General features: G+C 58.4%; 20 protein-coding genes and 1 tRNA gene. 9 read left to right on the top strand and 12 right to left on the bottom strand.

Annotated features, from left to right (window positions below; all coding sequences use genetic code 11):
* Positions 1 to 96: 96 nt before the first annotated feature.
* Complete coding sequence (locus BM174_RS17520) at positions 97 to 696, top strand: TetR/AcrR family transcriptional regulator (RefSeq protein ID WP_093925149.1); 600 nt, start codon at positions 97 to 99, stop codon at positions 694 to 696.
* Positions 697 to 1,073: 377 nt separating this feature from the next.
* Positions 1,074 to 1,391 (top strand): antibiotic biosynthesis monooxygenase family protein, encoded by a 318-nt coding sequence (locus tag BM174_RS17515; protein ID WP_093925148.1) that lies wholly within the window; start codon positions 1,074 to 1,076, stop codon positions 1,389 to 1,391.
* A gap of 193 nt (positions 1,392 to 1,584) precedes the next feature.
* Here BM174_RS17515 and BM174_RS17510 read toward each other — a convergent pair whose 3' ends face one another.
* Together BM174_RS17510 and BM174_RS17505 are read right to left on the bottom strand one after the other, a co-directional pair.
* Positions 1,585 to 2,046 carry a thiol-disulfide oxidoreductase DCC family protein gene (locus BM174_RS17510; protein ID WP_093925147.1) on the bottom strand — a complete coding sequence of 154 codons (462 nt, stop codon included), beginning with the start codon at positions 2,044 to 2,046 and terminating at the stop codon, positions 1,585 to 1,587.
* 521 nt (positions 2,047 to 2,567) lie between these two features.
* Positions 2,568 to 2,918: an H-NS histone family protein gene (locus BM174_RS17505; protein WP_093925146.1), complete on the bottom strand. Its 351-nt coding sequence runs from the start codon at positions 2,916 to 2,918 to the stop codon at positions 2,568 to 2,570.
* Positions 2,919 to 3,393: 475 nt separating this feature from the next.
* Between BM174_RS17505 and BM174_RS21620 the strand changes: the two genes are divergently transcribed.
* Entirely contained in the window at positions 3,394 to 3,831 is a 438-nt protein-coding gene (locus BM174_RS21620) for an SOS response-associated peptidase family protein (RefSeq protein ID WP_342742076.1), read from the top strand.
* 28 nt (positions 3,832 to 3,859) lie between these two features.
* Positions 3,860 to 4,117, top strand: coding sequence for an SOS response-associated peptidase family protein (locus BM174_RS21615; RefSeq protein WP_281244868.1), 258 nt, complete (start codon positions 3,860 to 3,862; stop codon positions 4,115 to 4,117).
* 384 nt (positions 4,118 to 4,501) lie between these two features.
* Here BM174_RS21615 and BM174_RS17495 read toward each other — a convergent pair whose 3' ends face one another.
* The 5 genes from BM174_RS17495 to BM174_RS17475 all read right to left on the bottom strand — a co-directional run bounded on the left by BM174_RS17495 (position 4,502) and on the right by BM174_RS17475 (position 9,941).
* Complete coding sequence (locus BM174_RS17495; RefSeq protein ID WP_245766430.1) at positions 4,502 to 6,577, bottom strand: site-specific integrase; 2,076 nt, start codon at positions 6,575 to 6,577, stop codon at positions 4,502 to 4,504.
* A gap of 161 nt (positions 6,578 to 6,738) precedes the next feature.
* Positions 6,739 to 6,813 (bottom strand) — tRNA-Gln (locus tag BM174_RS17490).
* A gap of 60 nt (positions 6,814 to 6,873) precedes the next feature.
* A complete protein-coding gene (locus tag BM174_RS17485; RefSeq protein WP_093925144.1) occupies positions 6,874 to 8,190 on the bottom strand; it encodes a mechanosensitive ion channel family protein in 1,317 nt (438 codons plus the stop codon).
* A 103-nt stretch (positions 8,191 to 8,293) separates the two neighbouring features.
* A complete protein-coding gene (locus BM174_RS17480) occupies positions 8,294 to 9,286 on the bottom strand; it encodes an NADPH:quinone reductase (RefSeq protein WP_093925143.1) in 993 nt (330 codons plus the stop codon).
* Positions 9,287 to 9,431: 145 nt separating this feature from the next.
* Entirely contained in the window at positions 9,432 to 9,941 is a 510-nt protein-coding gene (locus BM174_RS17475; RefSeq protein ID WP_093925142.1) for an SH3 domain-containing protein, read from the bottom strand.
* Between the two features lie 137 nt (positions 9,942 to 10,078).
* Here BM174_RS17475 and BM174_RS17470 point away from each other — a divergent pair, with 137 nt between their 5' ends.
* The 5 genes from BM174_RS17470 to BM174_RS17450 all read left to right on the top strand — a co-directional run bounded on the left by BM174_RS17470 (position 10,079) and on the right by BM174_RS17450 (position 17,718).
* Entirely contained in the window at positions 10,079 to 11,065 is a 987-nt protein-coding gene (locus BM174_RS17470) for a 2-hydroxyacid dehydrogenase (protein WP_093925141.1), read from the top strand.
* 98 nt (positions 11,066 to 11,163) lie between these two features.
* Positions 11,164 to 12,939 (top strand): gamma-glutamyltransferase, encoded by a 1,776-nt coding sequence (ggt, locus tag BM174_RS17465; protein ID WP_093925140.1) that lies wholly within the window; start codon positions 11,164 to 11,166, stop codon positions 12,937 to 12,939.
* Positions 12,940 to 12,942: 3 nt separating this feature from the next.
* A complete protein-coding gene (locus tag BM174_RS17460; RefSeq protein WP_093925139.1) occupies positions 12,943 to 14,349 on the top strand; it encodes an FAD-binding oxidoreductase in 1,407 nt (468 codons plus the stop codon).
* A gap of 121 nt (positions 14,350 to 14,470) precedes the next feature.
* On the top strand, positions 14,471 to 16,972 hold the full coding sequence (locus tag BM174_RS17455; RefSeq protein WP_093925138.1) for a GcvT family protein: 2,502 nt from the start codon (positions 14,471 to 14,473) through the stop codon (positions 16,970 to 16,972).
* A complete protein-coding gene (locus BM174_RS17450; RefSeq protein WP_143092481.1) occupies positions 16,969 to 17,718 on the top strand; it encodes a hypothetical protein in 750 nt (249 codons plus the stop codon). Before BM174_RS17455 ends, BM174_RS17450 begins: the two co-directional genes overlap by 4 nt.
* 10 nt (positions 17,719 to 17,728) lie before the next feature.
* Here the strand turns inward: BM174_RS17450 and BM174_RS17445 are convergent, their stop codons facing one another.
* From BM174_RS17445 to BM174_RS17425, 5 genes are all read right to left on the bottom strand, one after another.
* Positions 17,729 to 18,526, bottom strand: a complete 798-nt coding sequence (locus BM174_RS17445; RefSeq protein WP_093925136.1) for a glycoside hydrolase family 25 protein — start codon at positions 18,524 to 18,526, stop codon at positions 17,729 to 17,731.
* Positions 18,523 to 19,185: a DUF938 domain-containing protein gene (locus tag BM174_RS17440; protein WP_093925135.1), complete on the bottom strand. Its 663-nt coding sequence runs from the start codon at positions 19,183 to 19,185 to the stop codon at positions 18,523 to 18,525. Before BM174_RS17440 ends, BM174_RS17445 begins: the two co-directional genes overlap by 4 nt.
* The gene (locus tag BM174_RS17435; RefSeq protein ID WP_093925134.1) at positions 19,182 to 20,270 is read right to left on the bottom strand and encodes an NAD(P)/FAD-dependent oxidoreductase; all 1,089 of its coding nucleotides are present in this window, start codon (positions 20,268 to 20,270) and stop codon (positions 19,182 to 19,184) included. The genes BM174_RS17440 and BM174_RS17435 overlap by 4 nt, the downstream gene beginning before the upstream one ends.
* A gap of 82 nt (positions 20,271 to 20,352) precedes the next feature.
* Positions 20,353 to 20,979, bottom strand: a complete 627-nt coding sequence (locus BM174_RS17430) for a glutathione S-transferase family protein (RefSeq protein ID WP_093925133.1) — start codon at positions 20,977 to 20,979, stop codon at positions 20,353 to 20,355.
* Between the two features lie 171 nt (positions 20,980 to 21,150).
* Positions 21,151 to 22,230, bottom strand: coding sequence for a BMP family ABC transporter substrate-binding protein (locus BM174_RS17425; RefSeq protein WP_093925132.1), 1,080 nt, complete (start codon positions 22,228 to 22,230; stop codon positions 21,151 to 21,153).
* Between the last annotated feature and the right edge of the window lie 6 nt (positions 22,231 to 22,236).

Raw genomic sequence — 22,236 nt, 5'->3', positions numbered from 1 at the left:
TTGGGCTCCTGTAGGGCGTCTGGCGCTTTCTCTATTTATTTCGTAACTATGGGTACGGTACGTGCCTGTCAATTATAAAATACCCAGAGGTCCGAAATGGAAAAGACTGAAAAACGAGGTCGACCAAAAACTCTGGGCCGAGAACGCGTTCTACAGACCGCGCTGATGCAATATTGGGATGTCAGCCCGACCGATGTCTCCATCGGCGAGATCTGCAAGCTGACAGGTGCTTCAAAACCCGGGATCTACCGCGAATTCGGGAGCGATGACGGTTTGAAACGTGCAGCACTCGAGAGCTATCGCAGCTTGGCTCTATTGCCGTTGTTCGACATTCTGAAACAAGATCAGAGCTTTGCCGCTGCAAAGGCCGCTTTGGTCTCGTTCGCAACGCAAGACCGCGAGGCAGTTGGGTTGCCCTTGGGATGCCTGTTCGTCGCCATGCGTGCGCAGCGCGATAGCCTTGGGTCAGCCACAGGTGAATACGTTGATCAGCTTCGCCAAGAGGTGTTGGACGCCTACATGGGCTGGATAGAGACCGCTAAATCAAAAGGGGAGTGCGGTTTGAAAATACCAACCGATGCTGCGGCGCTTTACTTCGACGCTCAAAACGGTGGAGCGATGCGGATGCAAAAAGAAGGCGTTGATAACGCCACCATCGCGACCGTTCTTCAACATGCATTCGAGATAATCGAGTAGAGCGGCAAGACAGGTCGACCAAAGCATGCCGCCTCGAAGTGAATAAAGCGGTCATTGGCGAACGCGCAACGAAAGCACACGTTGTCCGCAGACCGACGTTTAAGCGGTGAGTATGCTGCGCGATGCACGAATGGCCGGTTCGACAGGCCGCAGCGCAGCATGTCTACCAAAGGGTGAAAGGCGGCAATGGGCCGCGATTGCCTTTGACACCCTGAACCCGTTATCAAGACGCGTTGCTGCCTCCGAGGTCCGAAAGCAACCAAATATACCCAGACTTCGTGCCATTCATTGTCTTAAAACCGCTGGTCGACGCCGAGCAATCATGCACCCGCGCAAGACGGTGCGATAACTGCTATAATGCAATGGAGGAGGACTCGATGCTCAAGATTGATACAACCGCCGCATGCCAGACCGTCATCACCACGTTCGAATGCTCCCCAGGCACCTGCGCTGATCTAATGGACAAGTTGCAGGGAGCCTATCGCGATTTCATCTCTCAACAGCCCGGCTTCATCGCCGCGGGTTTGCACGTTAACGACGCGCAGACGCGGATAGCAAACTATTCGCAATGGGCGAATCGTGAGGACTTTCAGGCGATGCTACGTAGTGAAGAAATGCGAGCACGGAACCGCGAGATTGCAGGGCTTGCCACACGCTTCGAGCCGGTAATGTATGAGGTGGCGGGGGTTTTCTGAGAGCCGTCCGGTGCTCGAACAACGAAAGACCGCTTCGCATTTAGGCTACGAGTTCGACCTTTCCAGTTTTTCGCGCCTGTAGCGAATGTCGGCAATGCGGGCTGCAGACGCAGCATCCCAAGCCCATGCTGGATGGCCGTTAGGGCCGAGATTGCTCCCTTGAATGTACACATGCGTAAATATCGCGGAATGCTCAGGTCATCAGTCTTCGGCGCAGCTTATCGTCGGGCGTAGCGCACATGTCGGACTTGCCGAAACGATACCGATTGTGCGCTATACGGCGATATATCCATTCGCGGAGCCCTCGCGGGAGAACGCGTAACAGGCTGGCGAGCCTTGCTGCACTGCCCAAGCGCTCGCCAATCCGGATGATCGCTTCCATACCGGACCATGCTTGCCCGTCTTCGATAAAGAGCCAAGTCTCAGGGTCAACCGGGTCCAGTCCGTAATGACGTACGAGAGCATCGCCGGTTTTCGACTGGGCGGGGCAAAGGCGGAACGTCCCAGCTTTATCCAGTTTCGCGATTGTGCGCGCACCCCAGGAGCAAAGTGCGCAGTCGCCGTCCATCACCGCTATTTGACCACTGTCGTCGAAGGCAGGAACGGCTGGATCCTCTCGATACGAATAGGCTGTTCTCTCTGCAAGTGCTGCCATTCTACTCTCCACAGTTCTTTGGACCCAGCATGCGTCGTTTCATAAGAAACGACAACATTGGGTCATTCCAGGCCCTCCTGCGATCAGGTTGCCGGATGCCACTGGTCGCTGCAAGATGAGGAAAAGCCGATGAAGACGTACGATCAAAACAACGCCCAACCGGACACATTGGTCAGCCTTTATAGTGACATTTGGCTGGTGCCCCGAGAGATATCGCGTGAAAGGTATCAGGCTTGAAATATACAGAGTCCGTCCAAAAGCGGCGTGGTCTTAGTTCTCACAGGCTGAGGTCGCAGTCTTTGATTACATCAACAGCTTTTATGGTTAGTGATGCCGAACCTCAGCACTGGGATGGAAAACCCCAGTCGCTTTTAAACGTAAGGTGGCTAAACGAGTGCTGGGGGCGGCCCGAATACGCAACAGGCCCAGTCTGAGCGATTAGCAGGCTGTAAACTAATATTCACTTTCGTTCTCAGAGAGAGAGTTTGCCAAGATCAAACATCCCCCTGAGCAATTCCAAGTTAGATTAACATGTCGTCAGGGTTTGTGCCTGTTTCAATTTCAGTTCGATACCATTCTGGCTGGCGGCCTTTGCCCGTCCAAGTCTGAGTTTTGTCAGATGGATTTGCGAACTTAGGCTTTGATGGGCTCTTAGCTTTTTTGGCCTTTGCCTTCACCTTGGTATTCTTGGCCGTTGGCTTCTCATCATCTGAAATATCATTGAGCGAAAACCCGAATTCCGCAGCCGCTTTTTGTGCAGCTTTACGAGCATCTCGTTGGTCACGAGCCCGTGAGGTCTCAAGTGCTTTTTCAACTTTTGCGAGTAGCTTCTCAAGCTCTTTGCGAGACATTCCTCTGAGATCGTCGTTCATTTTAGTTACTCCAACTAAGGTTACGCATTAAGGTTGCGCTCTTAGCGCAGACTTTAAAGCGGTGCACTAACTTTTTTGGGAATTCTTTAGGCAGTAGCTTATCTCAATCATTCTCTGGCTTTATGAAATTTGCGCCCGACATTGCAATCTGAAAGAATATTCAGAGCAGAATATGAAAAAAGAACTAAACTCTATGGAAAAATCTACGCTCATTTTCGACCTACAATCGCATAAAATGCCGGCGATTTATAAGCATGTGGGTTTTGAGAATTTAGTATAGGCCAATCCACTTACTACAATCTGGCTGTGACAAGGTCGCCTGCCTCAATGTGACTAAGAGGTAGAAAGCGGACTGTGCCGAGAAAAATTACCCCGGACGTGTTTTTGGAGCGCGGTAAAACGGCGCAAGGCGATCATAGGGCAATAAAACACACGGGAAGGCTGCCAAGTAGCCCTATCCGACTGCTCGCTGAGAATGGCAGGCAGGCTTCGAAGCAATTGCCGAACCCTGCTGGTCGACGTAGTCTTTCGTATGTGCAACCTTTATGCCAATACCTCCACTCAGGAGCTCATGCGCCGCTTGTTCGACGTTCCTGCGGCTAACGATCTGCTTGGGAATGCTGAGCCCCTCCGTGCAATCTATCCAAAGAATGATGGACCCGTGGTCAGGGTAATTTTAGAGGGATCTCGTGACCTAAAAGCGATGCACTGGGGGTTTGTGATGCCTCAGAAATCCAAGAAAACTGGAGATCCGATCCAGCCGAAGGCCATTAACAATGCGCGCGACGACAAAATCCGCATCTCCAGGTTTTGGAAGGCAAGCTTCGAAAGCCGGCGTTGTCTGGTACCCGCCACATCCTTCGGTGAAGCACAAAGGTCGAGCCCCAGGGACATAAAATTGGTTTGCGGTTGATGACCGTTCTCTCTTCGCGTTTGCCGGAATTTGGAACCATTACCGCGGATCATACGGCAAGAAACTGACGGAGATCGATACCTACTCGATGGTCACGACCACCCCAAATGAGACCGTGAAACCAATTCACCCTGACCGCATGCCAGTCATTGTGGACCAGTCGGATTGGGAGGCATGGCTGATGGGCTCGCCTGATGATGCGGCCAAGCTTCTGCGCCCGTTTCCGGCAAACCGGATGATGATTATCGATTCAGGTGAGGATATGAAGTCGGAGCCCGCATCTTGACTGCAGGTGGCAACAGCATTTTGCTCTGAGAGCCGCAATGTCGTCATCATCTGTAGTGGTCCTGCTTTTAAGGAAGGCTTCGCGGTTATGTTAATATGCAAGCTTGAAGACCTCCGCTCGTTAATCTGCCGGCGGCAGAGCTTCGTCTTGGCTCGCGGGTAGGCAGGCGCACGGATGCCAGCCCAGCGGGTGCTTTCAGAGGTTAGCCTGAGTTGCTGACCATCATAGTCAGTCGCAGTTGTGCAGCTTACCTAACCCCGCCGGCTGGCTTTCTACGGCTCCGCCTCAACGAGTAAGACTTATTCATAGATCACGGGCAACAAGCTTCTTACAGGGGCGCCGGGCGTTGACGCTTCAGTCGACTTTAGAGCGATAGGGGCTGCTCTACGCATATGCCATGAGGTGCTCAATCGCCTTGCGCCTGTCGGAATTGCGCGGCATTCGCAAAGAATATTGCTTTGCGATAGCAGCCATCGACTGAGCTGCTTTGCAGCGTTCTTGGCGCGTATTATCGGCGCTCGAAGCGTACTCGAACACCGGTTCAGCTTTGCCGGGGTCTCGAACCAAAAGTGTTGCGACTTGATGATTAGCTTTCAGTGTCACATCGACGTCCAATACGATCTTGCCTCCCAAATTGCATTTGCGGATGACCGGAAATCCCAGTTTCGGGTCGAAGCTAATCTCGAGTTGAAAATCCGCGACATCGAGTGCGGATTTCAATTGCTCCACTTCGTGGGCGGTATAGTGACAGTTCAGCACAGTACCATGCCGATGCCCAGCAATAGCCTGGCGCCGGTTTTCTTGGACCCCCGCATGATCCAGCATGCTCGAAAGAGTCTTACGTGACGCGTAGAAATCCTGATCAAAATCAGCCAGTTTAAGGCGTTCGAGAATGTGGTGCAGGTGTTTGCCAAATGCACTTGTTACGTCGCCTTTCTGGCTGCGGGCCAGAGCGTCCGGGAACAGCATGAACTGCGCTTCTGGCAGATGTTGAAACCATTCAGCGAACCCGAGTTGCAGTAGGAGCTCCGGCACTGGCAGGATACGCCGCGCGCTTTCAGACTTTCCGCTGTGTTCAGGCCCCCAGTTCAATGTCAGGCAAAGCTGCCCATCCCGATGCACCACATCTGACTTCTTGAGATGTAGGATTTCAGCTATTCGAGATCCAAGTGTGAGCACCATGAGAGGAACCCAATAGGTCGCGTCACGTACGACAATCCGCCCTCTCCTTGAACGATGGAGTTTGGTATGGCATCCGGTATAAATCGGGCAGGATAGAAATGAGGCGATCCGATCTTTGGTCCAAGGCATCCGCGTCTTGGGTTTGGTGACACGGACATAGAGTTCGTCGTCGGGAGCTCCTCTTTTCACAATCTCGTCGAGGTCTTTATAACTCACCACTTTTGGGACTTCGCCACCAAGCTTCTCTGCGGCTTTGAAAAGACGGCTCAAGCTATCGCGGTTCTTTTTCAAAGTGGACATCGTGAGGCGAGGCACTAATCGTTCTGCCAATTGTGCTCTTTTCTCGACCAGCGAGATGCCATTGATCGCGCGGATCTCCTCCATGACAGTGTAGTCCATGGCATCCGCCTCTGAAATTTCTTGGTTTTTGGAAACTATTTTCCCTTGTGGCCCTTTCCCCTTTTCTTCTTTTGCGTTGGTTGCGCGATTGCGGCCATGCGACTTACCGTGCGTTTTGGGTAGTCGAGACAGCCAGGCAAAGAACTCTTCTTGTCGAGCCCGGTGAACGGCCGTTGGAGGCGTATTCCCAAAATGCTCGGTGTAAATTTTCTCAAAGCTATCGATTATGGTCCGCATTGCTTGAGACGGGTATAGTTTTCGGACCATTTCAAAGGCCGCACCCGCAGTGACCGGTGCTGTGATAAACTTTTCGAAGTTTTCCGCCCCGCACTCGACGAGGATCGGCTTTGCACATTGGCGCACATCGTCCCCCTCGAGAACTTCGACTTCCACATCATTGAGGCGCCTTTTAACGGAGATGGCTTGTCGCCCGAGATCATCGCCGATGTTATCGGGGATGTTCAAACCGACCGACTGCGCGGCAGCTTTCAGGAGATCGCGCACACTGTCCCAATTTGCGTCGCGTGCAGCCCGCCGAAGTGTTTTGTTTTCAGCTTCCAGGGCTGCAATGCGGACGTCGAAGTCTTTTTCGTCCCAATCCTTCATGCCCGGCTGCATGGCCAGAATTTTGGCCAATGCCGTGCGCATTTGCGCGGTCAGAATGGTTTTGATGTCTTCTGCACACAAGGTGCCGGTCTCCAGGGCGTCCACGATCTTGTTTTCCTCTCGCTCGTAGACCGTGAGCAGCGCGGCTGCGCGCTTCACGGCGTCGAAGGGGAGGTCGGTCTGCAAAGAGAGACACAGAAACAGGTTTGATTGCTGGTTTGATCCGACAAGAGGCAATCGCTTGCGAAAGTAGAAGATTCGCCCCCGACGCATCAGATAGGGGCCTGCCGAATGAGGGTGTTTGCGGGCGGGCGCATATCGGGTCCGACGGGGACCATGTGTCACACTGCGTGTTACAGTTTTCTCGGACTGTGACACTTTCCGTGCGGAATCAGGCCGGTTAGGCCTGTTTTTATGGTTTTTTCTGGATTTTGTGGCTGGGATGGTAGGATTCGAACCTACGGTACACTGTACCAAAAACAGTTGCCTTACCACTTGGCTACATCCCAACGTGAGGCGTAATTAGAGTTGTCCGGCGCGGGACGCAAGACCCGTTTTGGCAAAAAATTCTATTCCTCGCTGCCATCGGCCCGCAAGAGATCGCCTTGAGGCAAATCTGCGCGCTCTTGGGCGACGATTCTCTCCAGTTCTTTGTCAGCAGTGGCGGTCACCGGCTGGACCGGCGCTGGCGCCTGTGGGGCCGCAGACATATCCGCAATCGGATCCACAGGCTTAGCTGCGCGTGGGACCTGGTCGATTCGATAGGTTGGCACGGCAGGCTGGAAGCCGGCGGCGTCAAAGGCGGCCTGTGTCAGGCGGATCGCCTCGCTGCGGGCCAGTACGATGTCGGTGTCGGTCTGGTTGATCCACGCGGCCATCTGAAGGGTAAAGCCAAAGTCGTCGACCGATTCTATCCATGCGGAAGCTTCGGGGGCTTCCAGCACGAAGGGCAGGGCGGCTACCGTCGCCTCGCCAAGACGGCGTGCCTTGTCCAGATCGGTGTCGGGGCCGACCGAGAGGGCAAAGCTGAAGCGGCGTTCGGCATTGCGGGAAAAGTTGATGATCCGGCTTTTGAAAACGGTCGCATTGGGGATGCGGATATGATTGCCGTCAAAGCTAAGCAAGATGGTGGCGCGGCTGGTCAGGCGGATCACCTTGCCTTGGTCGCCGTCAATCTCGACCGTGTCATGGGGGCGGAACGGTTGGCGGACCGACAGCATGATAGAGGCGATAAAATTCTCCACAGTGTCGCGGACCGCGAAACCGATCGCCAGCCCGACAATTCCCGCCGCACCGAGGATACCGGACAGCAGCGCTGTGGCGCCGATGATATCCAGTGCCACCACCAGCCCGCCGATGACAAAGACCAGCCGCAGAATCTGCCGGTAGATATCGGCGATGAAAGCGTTGGGTGACAGCCGCTCCCAAGGTTGGCGCAGGCGGGCAAGAAAGAAGCCGAGCAATACGATCAGCACAAAGACAGTAAGGCCAATAGCGGCGAGTGGCAGAAAAGCGATGAGTTGGGTGCCTCGGGCTTTGAACCGCGCCAGCGCAGGGTTGAGACGTTCGACAACATCGGTGGTCTCTAGCACCTCATTTTCGATGGCGATTACGCCTTCGACCCGGTTGACCAGATCGGTGAGGCGCGCGGCTGTGGGCGTGTCGAGCGTGGTGCCTTGCAAGGTAACGATGCCGGATGAGACCGACACGCTGACATCCCCGTAGCCGGCGAGTTCGCGCAAGATATCGCGGATGCGGTTGGCAATGGCGGCGTCAGTTGTGGTGCTGTCATCAATGCCAATGGTACCTGTCGGCTGGGTGGCAGTGGTCTGCGCCAAGCTGGGTAGCGCAAAGAACAGGCACATAAGGACGACGGCAAAACGCATGGTTCTTATCCAAATCTTTGGGAAGTGGTGCCACATTTGGGCATCACTTCAATATCATAGGGTCGCACGCCCTCAGCCCTTAACGAGGGCGTTGACCCGATAACTAGCCTGCGCAGCTCACAAGAACAGCGCCAAAACGCCCGCCCGCTTCGACCGCCTCATGCGCGGCGGCGGTTTCGGCAAGGGCAAAAGTATGCTCGATAGGGCAGGTCAACGCCCCGTCCGCCAGTGCGTCGTGCAGACGGTGGATGGCGTTATCACGGGCACCTGATTGCAGCAGGTAAATCAGGATGATGTCGATGGTGGCCGCTTTGAACAGCAATGGTCCGAACTCAAGCTCGGCAGACATCTTTTTGGCAGAGCCATAGGCGGCGATACGGCCATTCGGGGCGATCACGGCACTATCGACCGCGATGTTGCAGCCGAATTCGACCTCGACCACCGTTTCAACAGGTTTGCCACCGTTGGCTTCCAGCACTTGAGCGGCAAGGTCGGGGGCGTCATAGGCCAGCACCGTATCGGCTCCGGCGTCACTAACGCGCTCGCGGTCACGGGTGCTACAGGTCGAGATAACTTTTGCGCCGCCCCATTTGGCCAATTGCACAGCGAGCAGGCCCACGGTGCCCGCACCGCCCTGCACAAACACAGTTTCTCCGGCGACGCCGCCGCCACCGAAAACCGCGTGGCAGGCGGTTAGCCCCGGAATGCCGAGGCAGGCACCGGTGTCAAAGCCGACCGAGGCCGGCAAAGGGACTGCCTGATACGCGGGCAGGGTAATGTGGGTGGCGGCAGTGCCAAAAGCGCGCTGCCACTGACCATTCCAGACCCAGACCCGCTGGCCGACGCGCGACGGGTCAACACCCGCGCCCACGGCTTCAATCTCGCCCGCGCCGTCGCTGTGTGGCACGATGACAGGGAAGGGCGGCGTGGTGATGCCGGGCCGGGAGCCCGAGCGGGCTTTGACATCGGAAGGGTTCACGCCCGAATAGACCAAGCGGACGCGCACTTCGCCCGCCTTGAGCGCGGATTGTTCGATGTCCTTAAGGGAAAGGACAGCCCGCGCGGGGCCGAAAGTATCATAGGTTATGGCTTGCATCGCAGTGTCCTTGGCAAAACGGGAATAATCTCCAGTCTGCGGGAAAGACGGCGGGCATGCAATCGCAGGCCTATACGGTGAAATGCCAAAGCACGGTGCGTTGAGGGACAGATCGCCAGCGTCGTGTTGCGGCGAACCTCAAAAGTCAGTCGCGGATTTCATCCGGCGCGACACCCCAGATGCGGGATTTCGGCGCCCAACCTTTAAACCCGCCCGAGCGCAATTCGCACCATTCCAGATCACATTCACCCAGACGCGCGACCACGCCGATTTCCAGCGCGGCGGCAATTGGCGCTTTGGGATCAGGGCGGACGTGTAACTGCATCATATCTTGCTCTACGAGCACAGTGCGGGTGCCGGACAGAAGCGAATAATGCACCCAGCCCCCCATGCCGTCGCGGTCTTCTACACGGCGCCAATGACCGTGTTCTGCAGTGATCCGCAGCGGCATGTCACGGCGTTTAAAGACCCAGTCGATCCGATGTGTCAGCGATGGGCCACGGCGCACGTTACCCTCGTTGGCTTTCATCGAGACGAATCGTGGCACCGGAAGGTTGGTGACGGCACCAACCTCTTGGGCCGCGACCGACGGGGCCACGGTTTGCAACGCAAGTACGAGCGCCACAAGGGCGCGGAGGAGTTTCGGGTGATTCATTAGCGCTGCCTGCACAGTCGTTTTTAGTGGTGTCGTTTGGTGTTTTGCTCATTTTGCCGCGCGGGTTCTTGTGCCTCGTCGCTGCTTGGGACACCATGGCCTTCAATGAGACGCGCGCCAAGCGCTGAGGAGGGCTGATGTCAAAGAAACGGCTGAGTGTTGTAGTCACGCGACGGTTGCCTGATGTGGTCGAAACGCGGCTGTCGGAACTGTTCAATGTCACGTTGCGCGAGGGCGATGCGCCGATGACGCGCGCCGAGTTGGGCGAGGCAATGAAGAACGCCGATGTTCTGGTGCCGACGGTTACCGACGAGATTGATGCGGCCCTGATCGGGCAGGCGGGTGAGCGGTTGAAGCTGATCGCCAACTATGGCGCGGGGGTCGATCACATCGACGTGGCCACCGCAAGGCAACGCGGCATTCTGGTGTCCAACACGCCGGGTGTGCTGACCGACGATACGGCTGATATGACCATGGCATTGATCCTTGCAGTGACTCGGCGGATGCCCGAGGGCATGGCAGTGATGCAGGCAGGTAACTGGGCCGGTTGGGCGCCGACGGCCTTGCTGGGCGGGCGCGTCAGCGGGCGGCGTTTGGGTATTTTGGGCATGGGCCGGATCGGTCAGGCGGTGGCGCGGCGCGCACAGGCCTTTGGCATGCAGGTGCATTATCACAACCGCAAGCGGGTCCATGCCGAGACCGAGCAGAAGCTGGAGGCGACCTATTGGGAAAGCCTCGACCAGATGGTGGCGCGGATGGATGTGATCAGCATCAATTGCCCGCATACGCCCTCGACCTTCCATTTGATGAATGCCCGACGGTTGAAGTTGATGAAGCCTGATGCGGTGATCGTGAATACCTCGCGTGGTGAGGTAATTGACGAGAATGCGTTGACCCGGATGTTGCGCGCCGGAGAGATCAAGGGCGCGGGGCTTGATGTCTATGAGCATGGCACCGAGATCAACCCGAGGCTGCGGACGTTGGATAACGTGGTGTTGCTGCCGCATATGGGGTCGGCAACCTTGGAGGGGCGGATCGAGATGGGCGAGAAGGTGATCATCAACATCAAGACTTTTGATGATGGACACCGACCTCCAGATCAGGTCGTGCCATCAATGTTGTAAGTCTGCCGGGATTTGCCCGGAAGAGGTTCTGAGGGAATGTGGGCGCTTTGGTCCCTCGCACTCCCCCAAGATGTTTTCGGCCAAAAGGAGGGGATAGCATGTTTCGTCTTTTAGTTTCAGGTTTGTTGCTGGCGGCTGGCACTGCGGGTTTCGCGCAGCAGGCGGCAGACGGAGTCGCACCCGAAGGGGCGGCTGTCGGCGCGGTTGAGGCCGTCTCGTCACAGGTGCAGCTTGCGATGCAGGCAAAGGCGGATGGCAAACCGGTGACCGCACAAGACTGGATGGTTGCGGCGGCGCATCCTTTGGCCGTGCAGGCTGGCGCGGAGGTATTGCGTGCTGGCGGGACTGCTGCGGACGCTTTGGTGGCGGTTCAGGCGGTGTTGGGTCTGGTCGAGCCGCAATCTTCGGGCTTGGGCGGCGGTGCGTTTCTTGTTTGGTATGATGCAGCATCGAAAGCGTTGACGACCTTGGACGGGCGCGAGACCGCGCCTCTGGCTGTGACCCCGCGGCTATTTCAGGACGAAGCTGGCGCGCCGCTGAAGTTTTTCGATGCGGTGGTGGGTGGATTATCGGTCGGGACGCCGGGGACGCCGGCTCTGATGGGGGAGGTTCATGCCCGATGGGGCACGGCGGATTGGGCGGGGCTGTTGCAGCCTGCGATTTATCTGGCCGAGGGCGGATTTGTTGTATCACCGCGATTGGCGGCATTGGTCGCCGAGGATGCCGAGCGGTTGGCCCGCTCAGACGCGACTGCCGCTTATTTCCTGCCAGGCGGTGCGGCGCTAGAGGCCGGAGAGGAGCTGAAAAATCCGGCCTATGCGCAGACTTTGCGGGTGGTGGCCAAAGAAGGCGCCGAGGCATTTTATCGTGGCGAAATGGCGCGCATGATTGCGGCGGCGGTGCAGGGGGCGGACAATCCCGGCGTGTTGTCGGAACTCGATTTGTCGATCTACCGCGTTAAAGAACGCGCGCCGGTTTGCAGTGCGTATCGCGGTCATGACATTTGCGGGATGGGGCCGCCTTCGTCGGGGGCCGTGGCCGTGGGGCAGATATTGGGCTTGCTTGAAGGTTATGATTTGCACGCGGGGCCGGAAGATCTGCAGGTCCGACGTTTGATCGGCGATGCGTCGCGGTTGGCCTTTGCAGATCGCGGGCGCTATCTGGCAGACAGCGATTACGTGCCGGTGCCAGTGAACGGCTTGTTGGACCCTGCCTATCTGGAAGAGCGGGCCAAATTGCTGGGCGCCGAACGGTTGCCGGAGGTCTCGGCGGGGACTCCCGAGTTTGATCACGCCCTGCTTTGGGCCGATGATACTTCGATTGAGCTGCCTTCGACCTCGCACATCTCGATCGTCGACAGTTTTGGCAACGTCGCCAGCATGACCACCACCATTGAAAATGGATTTGGCAGTCGTCTGATGGTCGGGGGTTTTTTACTCAACAACGAGTTGACCGACTTCTCCTTTGCCAGCCATGCGGACGGGGTACCAATTGCCAACCGTGTGGAGCCGGGCAAACGGCCCAGATCTTCGATGGCGCCGACCATTTTGATGAAGGATGGCAGGCCGGTTCTGGCTGTCGGCTCACCCGGAGGCAGCCGGATTATCGGCTATGTCGCCGAGGCGATAATCGCGCATCTTGATTGGGGCATGAATGTGCAACAGGCGGTGAGCGTGCCGCATGCGGTTAACCGTTTTGGTGCCTATGATCTGGAGCAGGGCACTGCCGCTGCCGATATGGCCGAAGGGCTGGAGGCGATGGGATATGAGGTGGGCGTGCGCGACCTGACTTCGGGGCTTCACATGATTTCAATAGATAACGGATTGCACGGCGGGGCCGACCCGCGCCGCGAAGGCATCGCATTAGGAGAGTAAAGCATGGTTCAGGTCGCAGATCTGCCACGGAACGACACAGGCATCGCCACGGTTCTGGGTGTTTTAAAACAGCAATTTGGCGACCGCTGTCAGACCGGTACGTCGATCCGCGAGCAGCACGGCCATACCACCACTTGGATCCGCAATCAGGCGCCTGATGCGGTGATTTTCGCAGGCTCCACGCAAGAAGTTTCGGACATTGTGACCGCCTGCGCTGCACATAAGGTGCCGATCATTGCCTATGGTACCGGCACCTCGCTGGAGGGCAATGTGAACGCGCCTGCGGGCGGCATTTGCATCGACATGACCCAGATGGACATGGTGTTGGAGGTGAATGCAGGCGATCTGGATTGCCGCGTCCAACCCGGCGTGACGCGCGAGGCGCTCAATACCCATCTGCGCGATCAGGGGCTATTTTTTCCGATTGATCCCGGTGCCAATGCGTCCTTGGGCGGGATGGCGGCAACGCGGGCCTCTGGCACCAATGCGGTGCGCTACGGCACCATGAAGGACAATGTGCTGAGCCTTGAGGTGGTGCTGGCCGACGGCTCAATCATCCGCACGGCGTCGCGGGCGCGCAAATCTTCGGCGGGCTATGACCTCACGCGGTTGATGGTTGGCTCGGAAGGGACGCTCGGGATCATCACCGAGATTACCCTGCGTTTGCAGGGCATCCCCGAGGCAATCTCGGCAGCGTCTTGTTCATTTCCCAGCGTGTCGGCTGCCAGCCAGACGGTGATGGCGGTGATCCAGTACGGTCTACCTGTAGCGCGGATCGAATTGCTGGACGCGACGGTGGTCAAGGCGCTCAATGCGTATTCAAAGCTGAGCCTGCCCGAAACGCCGTTGCTGCTGCTGGAATTCCACGGCTCTGAAGCCAGTGTCGTTGAACAGTCGGAGACCTTTGGCATGCTCGCGGATGAGCATGGCGGCAGCGGCTATCACGCGACGAGCACCACCGAAGAGCGCAACAAGCTCTGGCAGGCGCGGCACGATGCCTATTGGGCAATGCTCGCCTATCGCCCCGGTGCCAAGGGTGTCGCGACAGATGTCTGCGTGCCGATCTCGCGGCTTGCCGATGCGGTTGGTGCGGCAGAGATCAAGGCGCAGGAATTGCGGCTGATCGCCCCCGTGGTTGGCCATGCCGGCGACGGTAATTTCCATGCCTCCTTGCTGTTGGATATGGATGACGCCGACGAGGTCGCACGCGGACAGCAATTTGTATCATGGCTCAACGATCTGGCGATCTCCATGGGCGGCACCTGCACCGGAGAGCATGGCATCGGGCAGGGCAAACGCGCCTATCTGGTCAAGGAGTTGGGCGCAGGCACCGTGGGGGTGATGGCCGCGATCAAACACGCGTTGGACCCCGACAACATCCTGAACCCGGGCAAAATCCTGCCAAACTAGGGGCTGGTGCGCCAGCCGCTGCAATTGGTCGGTTTTTTGCCATGTTGGGTCGGCTGCCGCGCGCGCCTTTTGTGCCGGATGACTAAAACGGGACCAAATCAGGTCCAAGGGGAATCGGCTCATGAAAACGCAAGTCAAAGCATTGGTCGTCGGTGGCGGGGCCGTGGGCACCTCAATTGCCTATCATCTCGCGAAAGCCGGCTGGGAAGACGTAATGTTGCTGGAGCGCGACGAGTTGACCTCGGGCTCTACGTGGCACGCGGCGGGTCTGTTGCCGCTGTTCAACATGTCTTTCGCGACCACCCATATACATCAATATTCGGTCGAGTTCTACAAGCAGCTTGAGGCCGAAACCGGCCTGAACGCGGGCTTTGCCGTGGTGGGCAACCTGCGCATGGCGCAGACCGATGAGCGTATGGACGAATATATGCTCTATGCCTCCACCGCCGAGACTTGCGGCGTGCCGTATCAGTGGCTCACTCCCGACGAGATCAAGGCGAAATGGCCGTTGATCCGCACCGAAGACCTCAAAGGCGCAATTTACCACCAGACGGACGGCTATATTAACCCTGCCGATGTCACCATGGCGATGGCTAAGGGCGCGCGCCAGCGTGGCGTGATGATCGAGCGGAAATGGCAGGCGGATGCCTTTCATTGGAACGGCACCCATTGGGAAGTCACCGCAACCAAGATGATCGAAAAGGGCGGCAACCTTGTGCCCTCGGACGAACAGATCGTGATCACAGCCGAACATGTCGTCACCGCCAGCGGCAACCACGCGCAGCGCACCGCCAAGATGCTCGGCATCAAGATGCCCGCAATTCCGGTAGAGCATCAGTTCATCGTGATGGATCAGGACCCCGAGCTGGTGAAGTTCCGCAAGGATGCGGGCAATGTCGAACACCCGGTAATCCGCGATGCCGATGCGCAAAGCTATGTCCGCGAAGAGCGCGGCGGCTGGATCTTGGGCGTCTATGAGCGCGACGCGCCTGCACGGTTTGAATACGGCGTGCCCGACAGCTTCCGTGCTGACCTGTTCCAGCTTGATCTGGAGCGGATCGAAGACCAGTACATGGCAATGAACCACCGCATTCCGTCGGCTGAGAATTGCGGCTTGAAGGACGATTTCAACGGCCCGATCTGCTACACACCCGATGGCAATCCGCTGGTTGGCCCGGCACCCGGTCTGCGTAACATGTGGCTGGCCGAGGGCTTTTCCTTTGGGATCACCGCGGCTGGCGGCACCGGCCATTATCTTGCGCAGTTGATGGTAGAGGGCGAGGCCGAGATCGACATGGCGAGCCTTGATCCCAAGCGCTACGGCGACTGGATGACCACGGAATACGCCGCGCGCAAGAACGAGGAAGCCTACGAGCACGTCTATATCTTGCATCACCCCGATGAAGAGCGCCCGGCCTGTCGCCCGCTGCGCACCTCGCCCGCCTATGACCGCCAAGCCGCACGCGGTGCGCAATTTGGTCAGGTCAACGGCTGGGAACGCCCGAATTATTTTGCGCCCGCAGGGTTCGACGATCACGGTGCGCGGTCCTTCCGCCGTGGCGGCTGGTGGCCGCATGTGGTCGAGGAGGCCAAAGCGATCCGCGAAGGCGTCGGGCTGATCGACGCGACCGCCTTTACCAAACATGTCGTCAAAGGCCCAGGTGCGACCGCGTTTCTGAACTGGTTCACGTGTAACAAGCTGCCCTCGGTCGGGCGGATCAATCTGACCTATGCGCTGACCGGTGCGGGCACCACACGCACTGAATATACCATCGTGCGGCTGGCCGAAGACTCATATTACCTCGTCTCCGCAGGCGCATGGACCGCCTATGACAGTGACTATCTGCGCAAGGCCATCGAAGACAAAGCGCCTGAATTTGGCTATATCGAGTGCCATGACGTGACCACCCAATGGGGCGTTTTCGCCATCGCGGGACCAAAGTCGCGCGATGTGCTACGGGAGGTCGTCAAGGATGCCGACCCTGACACGGTGCTCTCCAACAAGCGTTTCCCTTGGCTGACCATGCGCAATATCGAGCTTGGCATGGTGCCGGTCCGCGCGATCCGCGTGGCCTATACCGGCGAACTGGGTTGGGAATTGCACCACCCGATCGAGATGCAAAACCACCTCTTTGATATGCTCGTGAAGGCTGGCGAGAAACATGGCATGAAGCTGGTCGGCGCACGGGCGCAAAACTGGCTGCGGCAAGAGAAGAGCTACCGCGCCTTCGGCACCGAGCTTGGCCGTGACGCGACCCCGCTTGAGGCTGATCTGCCACGCTTTGTCGATCTGTCCAAAGACTTCCACGGCAAGGCAGAGATGGAAGCGCACGGCATCCGCGCTAAATGCGTGACCGTGCTGATCGACGGCCCCGATGACGCCGACCCATGGGGCCGCGAGGTGCTTTATGCCGATGGCGGAGATACGCGCACCGGGCGTCTGACCTCGGGCGGATACTCCGTGGCCTTTGGCAAATCCATCGGCATGGGGTATGTGAAACCCGAACATGCGGTTGTGGGGCAGAAACTCAAAGTGAAGATGTTTGACCAGCTTTGGGATGCAGAGGTTGTCGAGGACAGCCCCTATGATCCGAAGAACGCCACCATTCGGGTCGATGGATGATCATGCGCCGCGCGGCACTGGCACTGCTTTGCGTGCTGGCGCTGACGGGGGTATTCCTGCGGGATAACCCGCTGGTCAACCGCGCACAGGACTATGCCCATAGCGTCGCGGTGGCCTCAGCCGCGACCTATGTGACCCTGCGTACGTTGAATGCGTTCTTGTCCACGGCGCAGGAGCTGGAGGTCGGAGTCTCCTTCATCGCCTCCGGGACGGCGCGCCCCCTCAAAGTGCTGGAACCGATTGACGATACTGTCGAGCGGGTGGCAGCAATGGTTTTTGGCGTGATGGTTGCGACAGGGGTCTTGGCCGTGGCGTTGGGCCCGATGAGCGCGATTGGCCTCTCCTTGCTGGCTGCTGCTTTGGCGATTTGGACGCTCAGCAGCAAGGGCCACGCAGGGTTGCCACGGCGCTTGGCTTGGTATGGCGGGTTTCTCGGGCTTGCACTGCCCATAGCGTTGATCTTGTCGCAACCCTTGGCCGAGCGGCTGACTGAAGGTGTTTACCAGCTAAACGTGGCGATGATCGAAGATATCACCGCCAATGTCGGCGGTAGCGCTGCGCTGGGCGAAGACGAACCTGGACTGACCGAGTACCGCCAACTTGCCAGAAACCTGTGGAGCCGTGCCGATGAGCTAATCAGCGCACTCCTCGCCGTTTTAGGCGTTCAAATATTCCGCATTTTCATTCTCCCGCTGATTTTGATCGGCGGGCTTTTCGTCGTCGCGCGCCATTACGCGCGCGACTGACGGCTCAACTTTATCTGACCGCTCTGCGGGCGAGCCAAGCTTTCCACTGGGCACCCGTGCCGGAATACGCGTTCAAATCCACATCGCCACGGATACCCGCAACGCCGCCTGTGGCGGTGTACTGCCAGAACGCCCAATTTGCACCGGGATAAACTTCTGCTGGGGTCTTTGCTGTAGCGCGGAGCCACATGTCATAGCCTTTGAACTGGTCCAAGCCGTTTTGGCGGTAAAAATCGGGCGCTGTGTAAATGATCGGGCGCTGGCCGTAATGTTTTTCAATAATGGCAATCCAGCGTCGCATCTGGTCGCGCACTTCATGGGCGGGCGGGCGCACGGTGGCGCAGGTTGGCGAGAACGGGTTCCACTCCATGTCCAGCACCGGTGGCAACATTCCAGCGGTGCGCGGCACGTTGCGAATGAACCAGCGCGCCTGATCTTCGGGCGAGGTGCAGAAATAATAGAAGTGATAGGCCCCGCGCGTCACCCCTGCCTGACCGGCTCCGCGCCAATGATTGTCGAATTCCTTGTCGAGCAGATCGCCGCCTTCCGTGGCCTTGATAAAGGCAAAATTGACACCGCTGCGCTGCGCTACGTTCCAGTCAATGCCGGATTGAAACCTTGCCACGTCGATCCCGTGCACGGCAAACCGTGCGGGCGTCGGGGCGGCGAAATCGGCCGGACGGCTGTCGCTAAACTGTGGTGCAAACAATGCGCCGTCGGGCGCGGCGGGGATGGAGCTGACACTGCGGTCACCACAGGCGGCCAGCAGGGCAAGAGCAACAAAAGCAGACAGTCGGGAAATTCTCATGACGGGGGTTTTCCCGCGATAAAGGCGAGGTTATTGGCGGGCATTTCCACCGTGTCGATCGGGCTGAGCGCTACATCGCTAAGCCACCGCGCGATGTCGAGATCATCTTTATAGCCGATCGCCGGATCGGCGGTGCGCAGCTCAGCGTCGAATTTGGCGTCGCCCGCGCTGGTCAAAACACCGCAGCGTTTAAACGGTCCGTAAAGGATTAATGTGCCGCCTTGGGCCAGGGCAGCAGCGGCTTGTTCGATGAGGGTACGGGCGTCATTGCTCGGGATCAGGTGTAGCAGGTTGACGAGCACGATCAGGTCTTTTGGGAAATGGGCCGCACCCCAGTTCGGGTCTGTGGCGTCCAGCATGGCGGCCGGGGCCACGTTCTTCAGTCCGGCTTCGGCGACATGGGCATCAATGCTGGCGCGGCGGGCGGTGTCGGGCTCCGACGGGGTCCAGTGCAGCGCGGGCAGGGCAGCAGCGAAGGCGCAGATATGTTGGCCAGTGCCGCTGGCCAGCTCCAACGCAGTGCCAATACGCGGCGCGTGATCCAGCAGGAGGCGGGTGAGGGCGTCAGAGTTGCGGGCAGCGGCTGGGGCGTGCAGCTTGGCCCCGCCATTGTCATGGGCGACTGACGCACTTGGTGGCAACTGGGGCGGGCGGGTCATCGGCGCAACCTGTCGGGCGTGAGTGCTGCCACCACTTCGGCGGGCAGGGCGGGGCTGCGCCCCATTGCCAGATCGGCCACCAGTTGTGAGGCGGCGGGGGCGGTCTGGAACCCATATCCGCCTTGTGCGGCGCACCAGATAAACTCGGGCGTTTGCGGGTCGGGCCCGAGTACCAGCGCCCGATCCGGAGAGAAGCTGCGCAATCCGGCCCATGAGGTGATCAGCCGTGCCACAGGGGCCGTCACCATCGCTTCATAGCGGGCCAACCCTTCGGCCAATACCATGTCATCGGCCCAAGCGTCATGCGGCTCCACCGGCTCTTCCTCAGCGGGCGAAACAAGCAAAGCGCCGGCGTCCGGTTTGGCATACCACGTCTCGCCAACGCCAAAGAACATAGGCCATCGGCTAACATCATGCCCGTCAGGCGCAGGCAGCCGCGCCATTGATCGGCGGTGCGGCACGATGCCCAAAGGCGTCACGCCTGCCATCGTGGCAATGCCATCAGCCCAAGCGCCCGCAGCGTTCACAATCCGCGCACATGCATGATCGCCGCTCGCGGTAGAAACTGTCCAGCCGCTCCCGGCGCGGGTGATTGCGGTCACTGCTGATTTCACCAAAACCTGCCCACCCTTCGCGGTGATCTGGCGGCGAAAATCCTGCATCATCCGGTCGGTGTCGATATCATAGGCTGCTTCGTGATAGCCCGCGAAGCTGACCTGCGCCCGATCAAGGATCGGCACCATCGAAAGCGCCTCGGACACGGTCACCGGATCAACGCCCATAGTATTAACATCGGCGTCAAAGCTGTCTTGCTCCTCCGCCCGCGCCACAATTAGCAAGCCGCGCGGGCTGAGGTATCCGCCATTGGCCTCGCGGTGATAGGCGGCACTGGCCTTATTCAGGGCGATGGTGCTTGGCAGCCCGTAATTTTCCTCGAACAATGCCGCCGAACGACCCGATGCATGATAGCCAACCGCATCTTCCACCTCTAACACGGTCACGCGCGCGTCTTCGCTGAGCCTTGCGCCCGCCGACAGACCCGCAATGCCCGCGCCGATGACAACGATGTCGGAGGTCTGTGTCATGGCGCGGAGTTCCAGTTCTAAAAGAGGTGCATTGAAGGCGCATTTGAAGCCCAGTTCGCGGCGAATGCCAAGCCCGCTGAAGCTATTCTGATTTCTCCGCCTCCGGCGCGCCGCGTTCGGTCGCGCGTTGGTATGCAGGGCGGTTCTGGATCATCTCGACAAAACCCGACAGTGCCGGAAAATCGCTGCCGCGGCCTTGGCGAATTGCAATTTCAGCAGGGAAGCTGAGCATGATATCCGCCGCCGAAAGCTGGTCCTGAACGAAATGCCCCGAAGGCCGCACCACGGAATTCATATAGCGATAGTGGTTGTCCAGCTCCGAGGTAATGCGCGGATGCAGCGGCTTGCCCGCGTCGCCCAAGCGGCTGACGTAGAGGTTCAGCAAGATCGGCGTCATCGCAGATCCTTCGGCAAAATGCATCAGCTCAAGATGGCGCAAATAGGCGGGTGTGTCGCGCTCGGGGATCATTTCAGGCGCAAAGCGGGCGCAGAGAGTTTCGACGATCGCGGCACTTTCCACCACCAGCGTGCCGTCGATCTCGATCATAGGCGATTTGCCCAAAGGGTGCACCAAGGCCAGTTCAGGCGGCGCCAGATTGGTTTCGGCATCGCGGATGTAATGATGAATGCTATAGGGCTGCTCTAGCTCTTCGAGTAGCCACAGAATGCGATGCGAACGCGAGCGGTTAAGGTGGTGGACAGTGATCATCGGCGGCCCCTTTCAAGGGTGATTTGCCACCAGTGTAAGGCTTGTCAGCGGAATGAAAAGCCGTGTGAGACACCGCCGCGATAACATTTATGAAGGCACGCGGTGCCGCGCCCTTAAACGCAAATGGCGCACCCGAAGGCGCGCCATCCTGTCTGTCAGTCTCCTGCCAGCTTATTGGGGGATCGTGCCTTCGATGCCTTCGACATAGAAGTTCATGCCCGCCAGCGTGCCGTCATCAGCGACCTCACCGTCAGCCAGCCAGTCAGAGCCGTCTTGCTTCTTCACCGGACCGGTGAAGGGGTGGTATTCGCCGCTGGCGATTTTGTCTTTCATCGCGAGCGCCTCTTCCTTCACGTTCGCGGGCACGGCGTCGGAGATTTCGCCGATTCCAACCATGCCTGGTCCGATGCCATCCCATGTGTCGGTCGACGTCCATGTGCCGTCCATGACCGCTTTGGTACGCGCAATGTAGTAGGGCGCCCAGTTGTCGATGATTGAGGAAACGCGCGGCTTGGGCGCATATTGCGCCATGTCCGAGGCCTGACCGAAGGTGATCACATTGCCCGCTTCTTGGGCGGCGGCCTGCGGCGCGGTGGAATCGGTGTGCTGCAGGATCACGTCAGCGCCTTGTTCGATCAGCACCTTGGCGGCGTCGGCCTCTTTGGCAGGATCAAACCATGTATAGGCCCAGACGATCTTGAACTGGACATCGGGGTTAACCTTTTTGGCGTGGATATAGGCCGAGTTGATGCCGCGGATCACTTCGGGGATCGGGTAGGAGCCGATGTAGCCGATGATGTTGCTCTCGGTCATGTTGCCCGCGATATGGCCCTGAATGGCGCGACCTTCGTAGAAACGCGCCGAATAGGTAGAGACGTTGTCAGCGCGCTTATAGCCTGTTGCGTGCTCGAACTTTACGTCCGGGAATTTTTTCGCGACGTTGATGGTTGGGTCCATATAGCCGAACGAGGTGGTGAAGATCAGCTTGGCACCATCTAATGCCATCTGGGTCATCACCCGCTCGGAGTCGGGGCCTTCGGCAACGTTTTCAACGTAAACGGTTTCAACCGCGTCGCCGAATTCTTTCTCGACCGCCAAACGGCCCTGATCGTGTTCATAGGTCCAGCCGCCGTCGCCGACGGGGCCGACAAAGACAAAGCCGACCTTGGTTTTGCTATGGGCGTCGGCCGAGGCCGTGGTTGCCAGACCCAGCGCCAGCGCGGCACCCGTCAGTAGTGCAGATAGTTTCATGAGTTT

Source organism: Sulfitobacter brevis, assembly GCF_900112755.1.
Lineage (GTDB): Bacteria > Pseudomonadota > Alphaproteobacteria > Rhodobacterales > Rhodobacteraceae > Sulfitobacter > Sulfitobacter brevis.
Note: the sequence above shows the minus strand (reverse complement) of the source record. Positions and strands in the feature narration are given on the sequence as shown.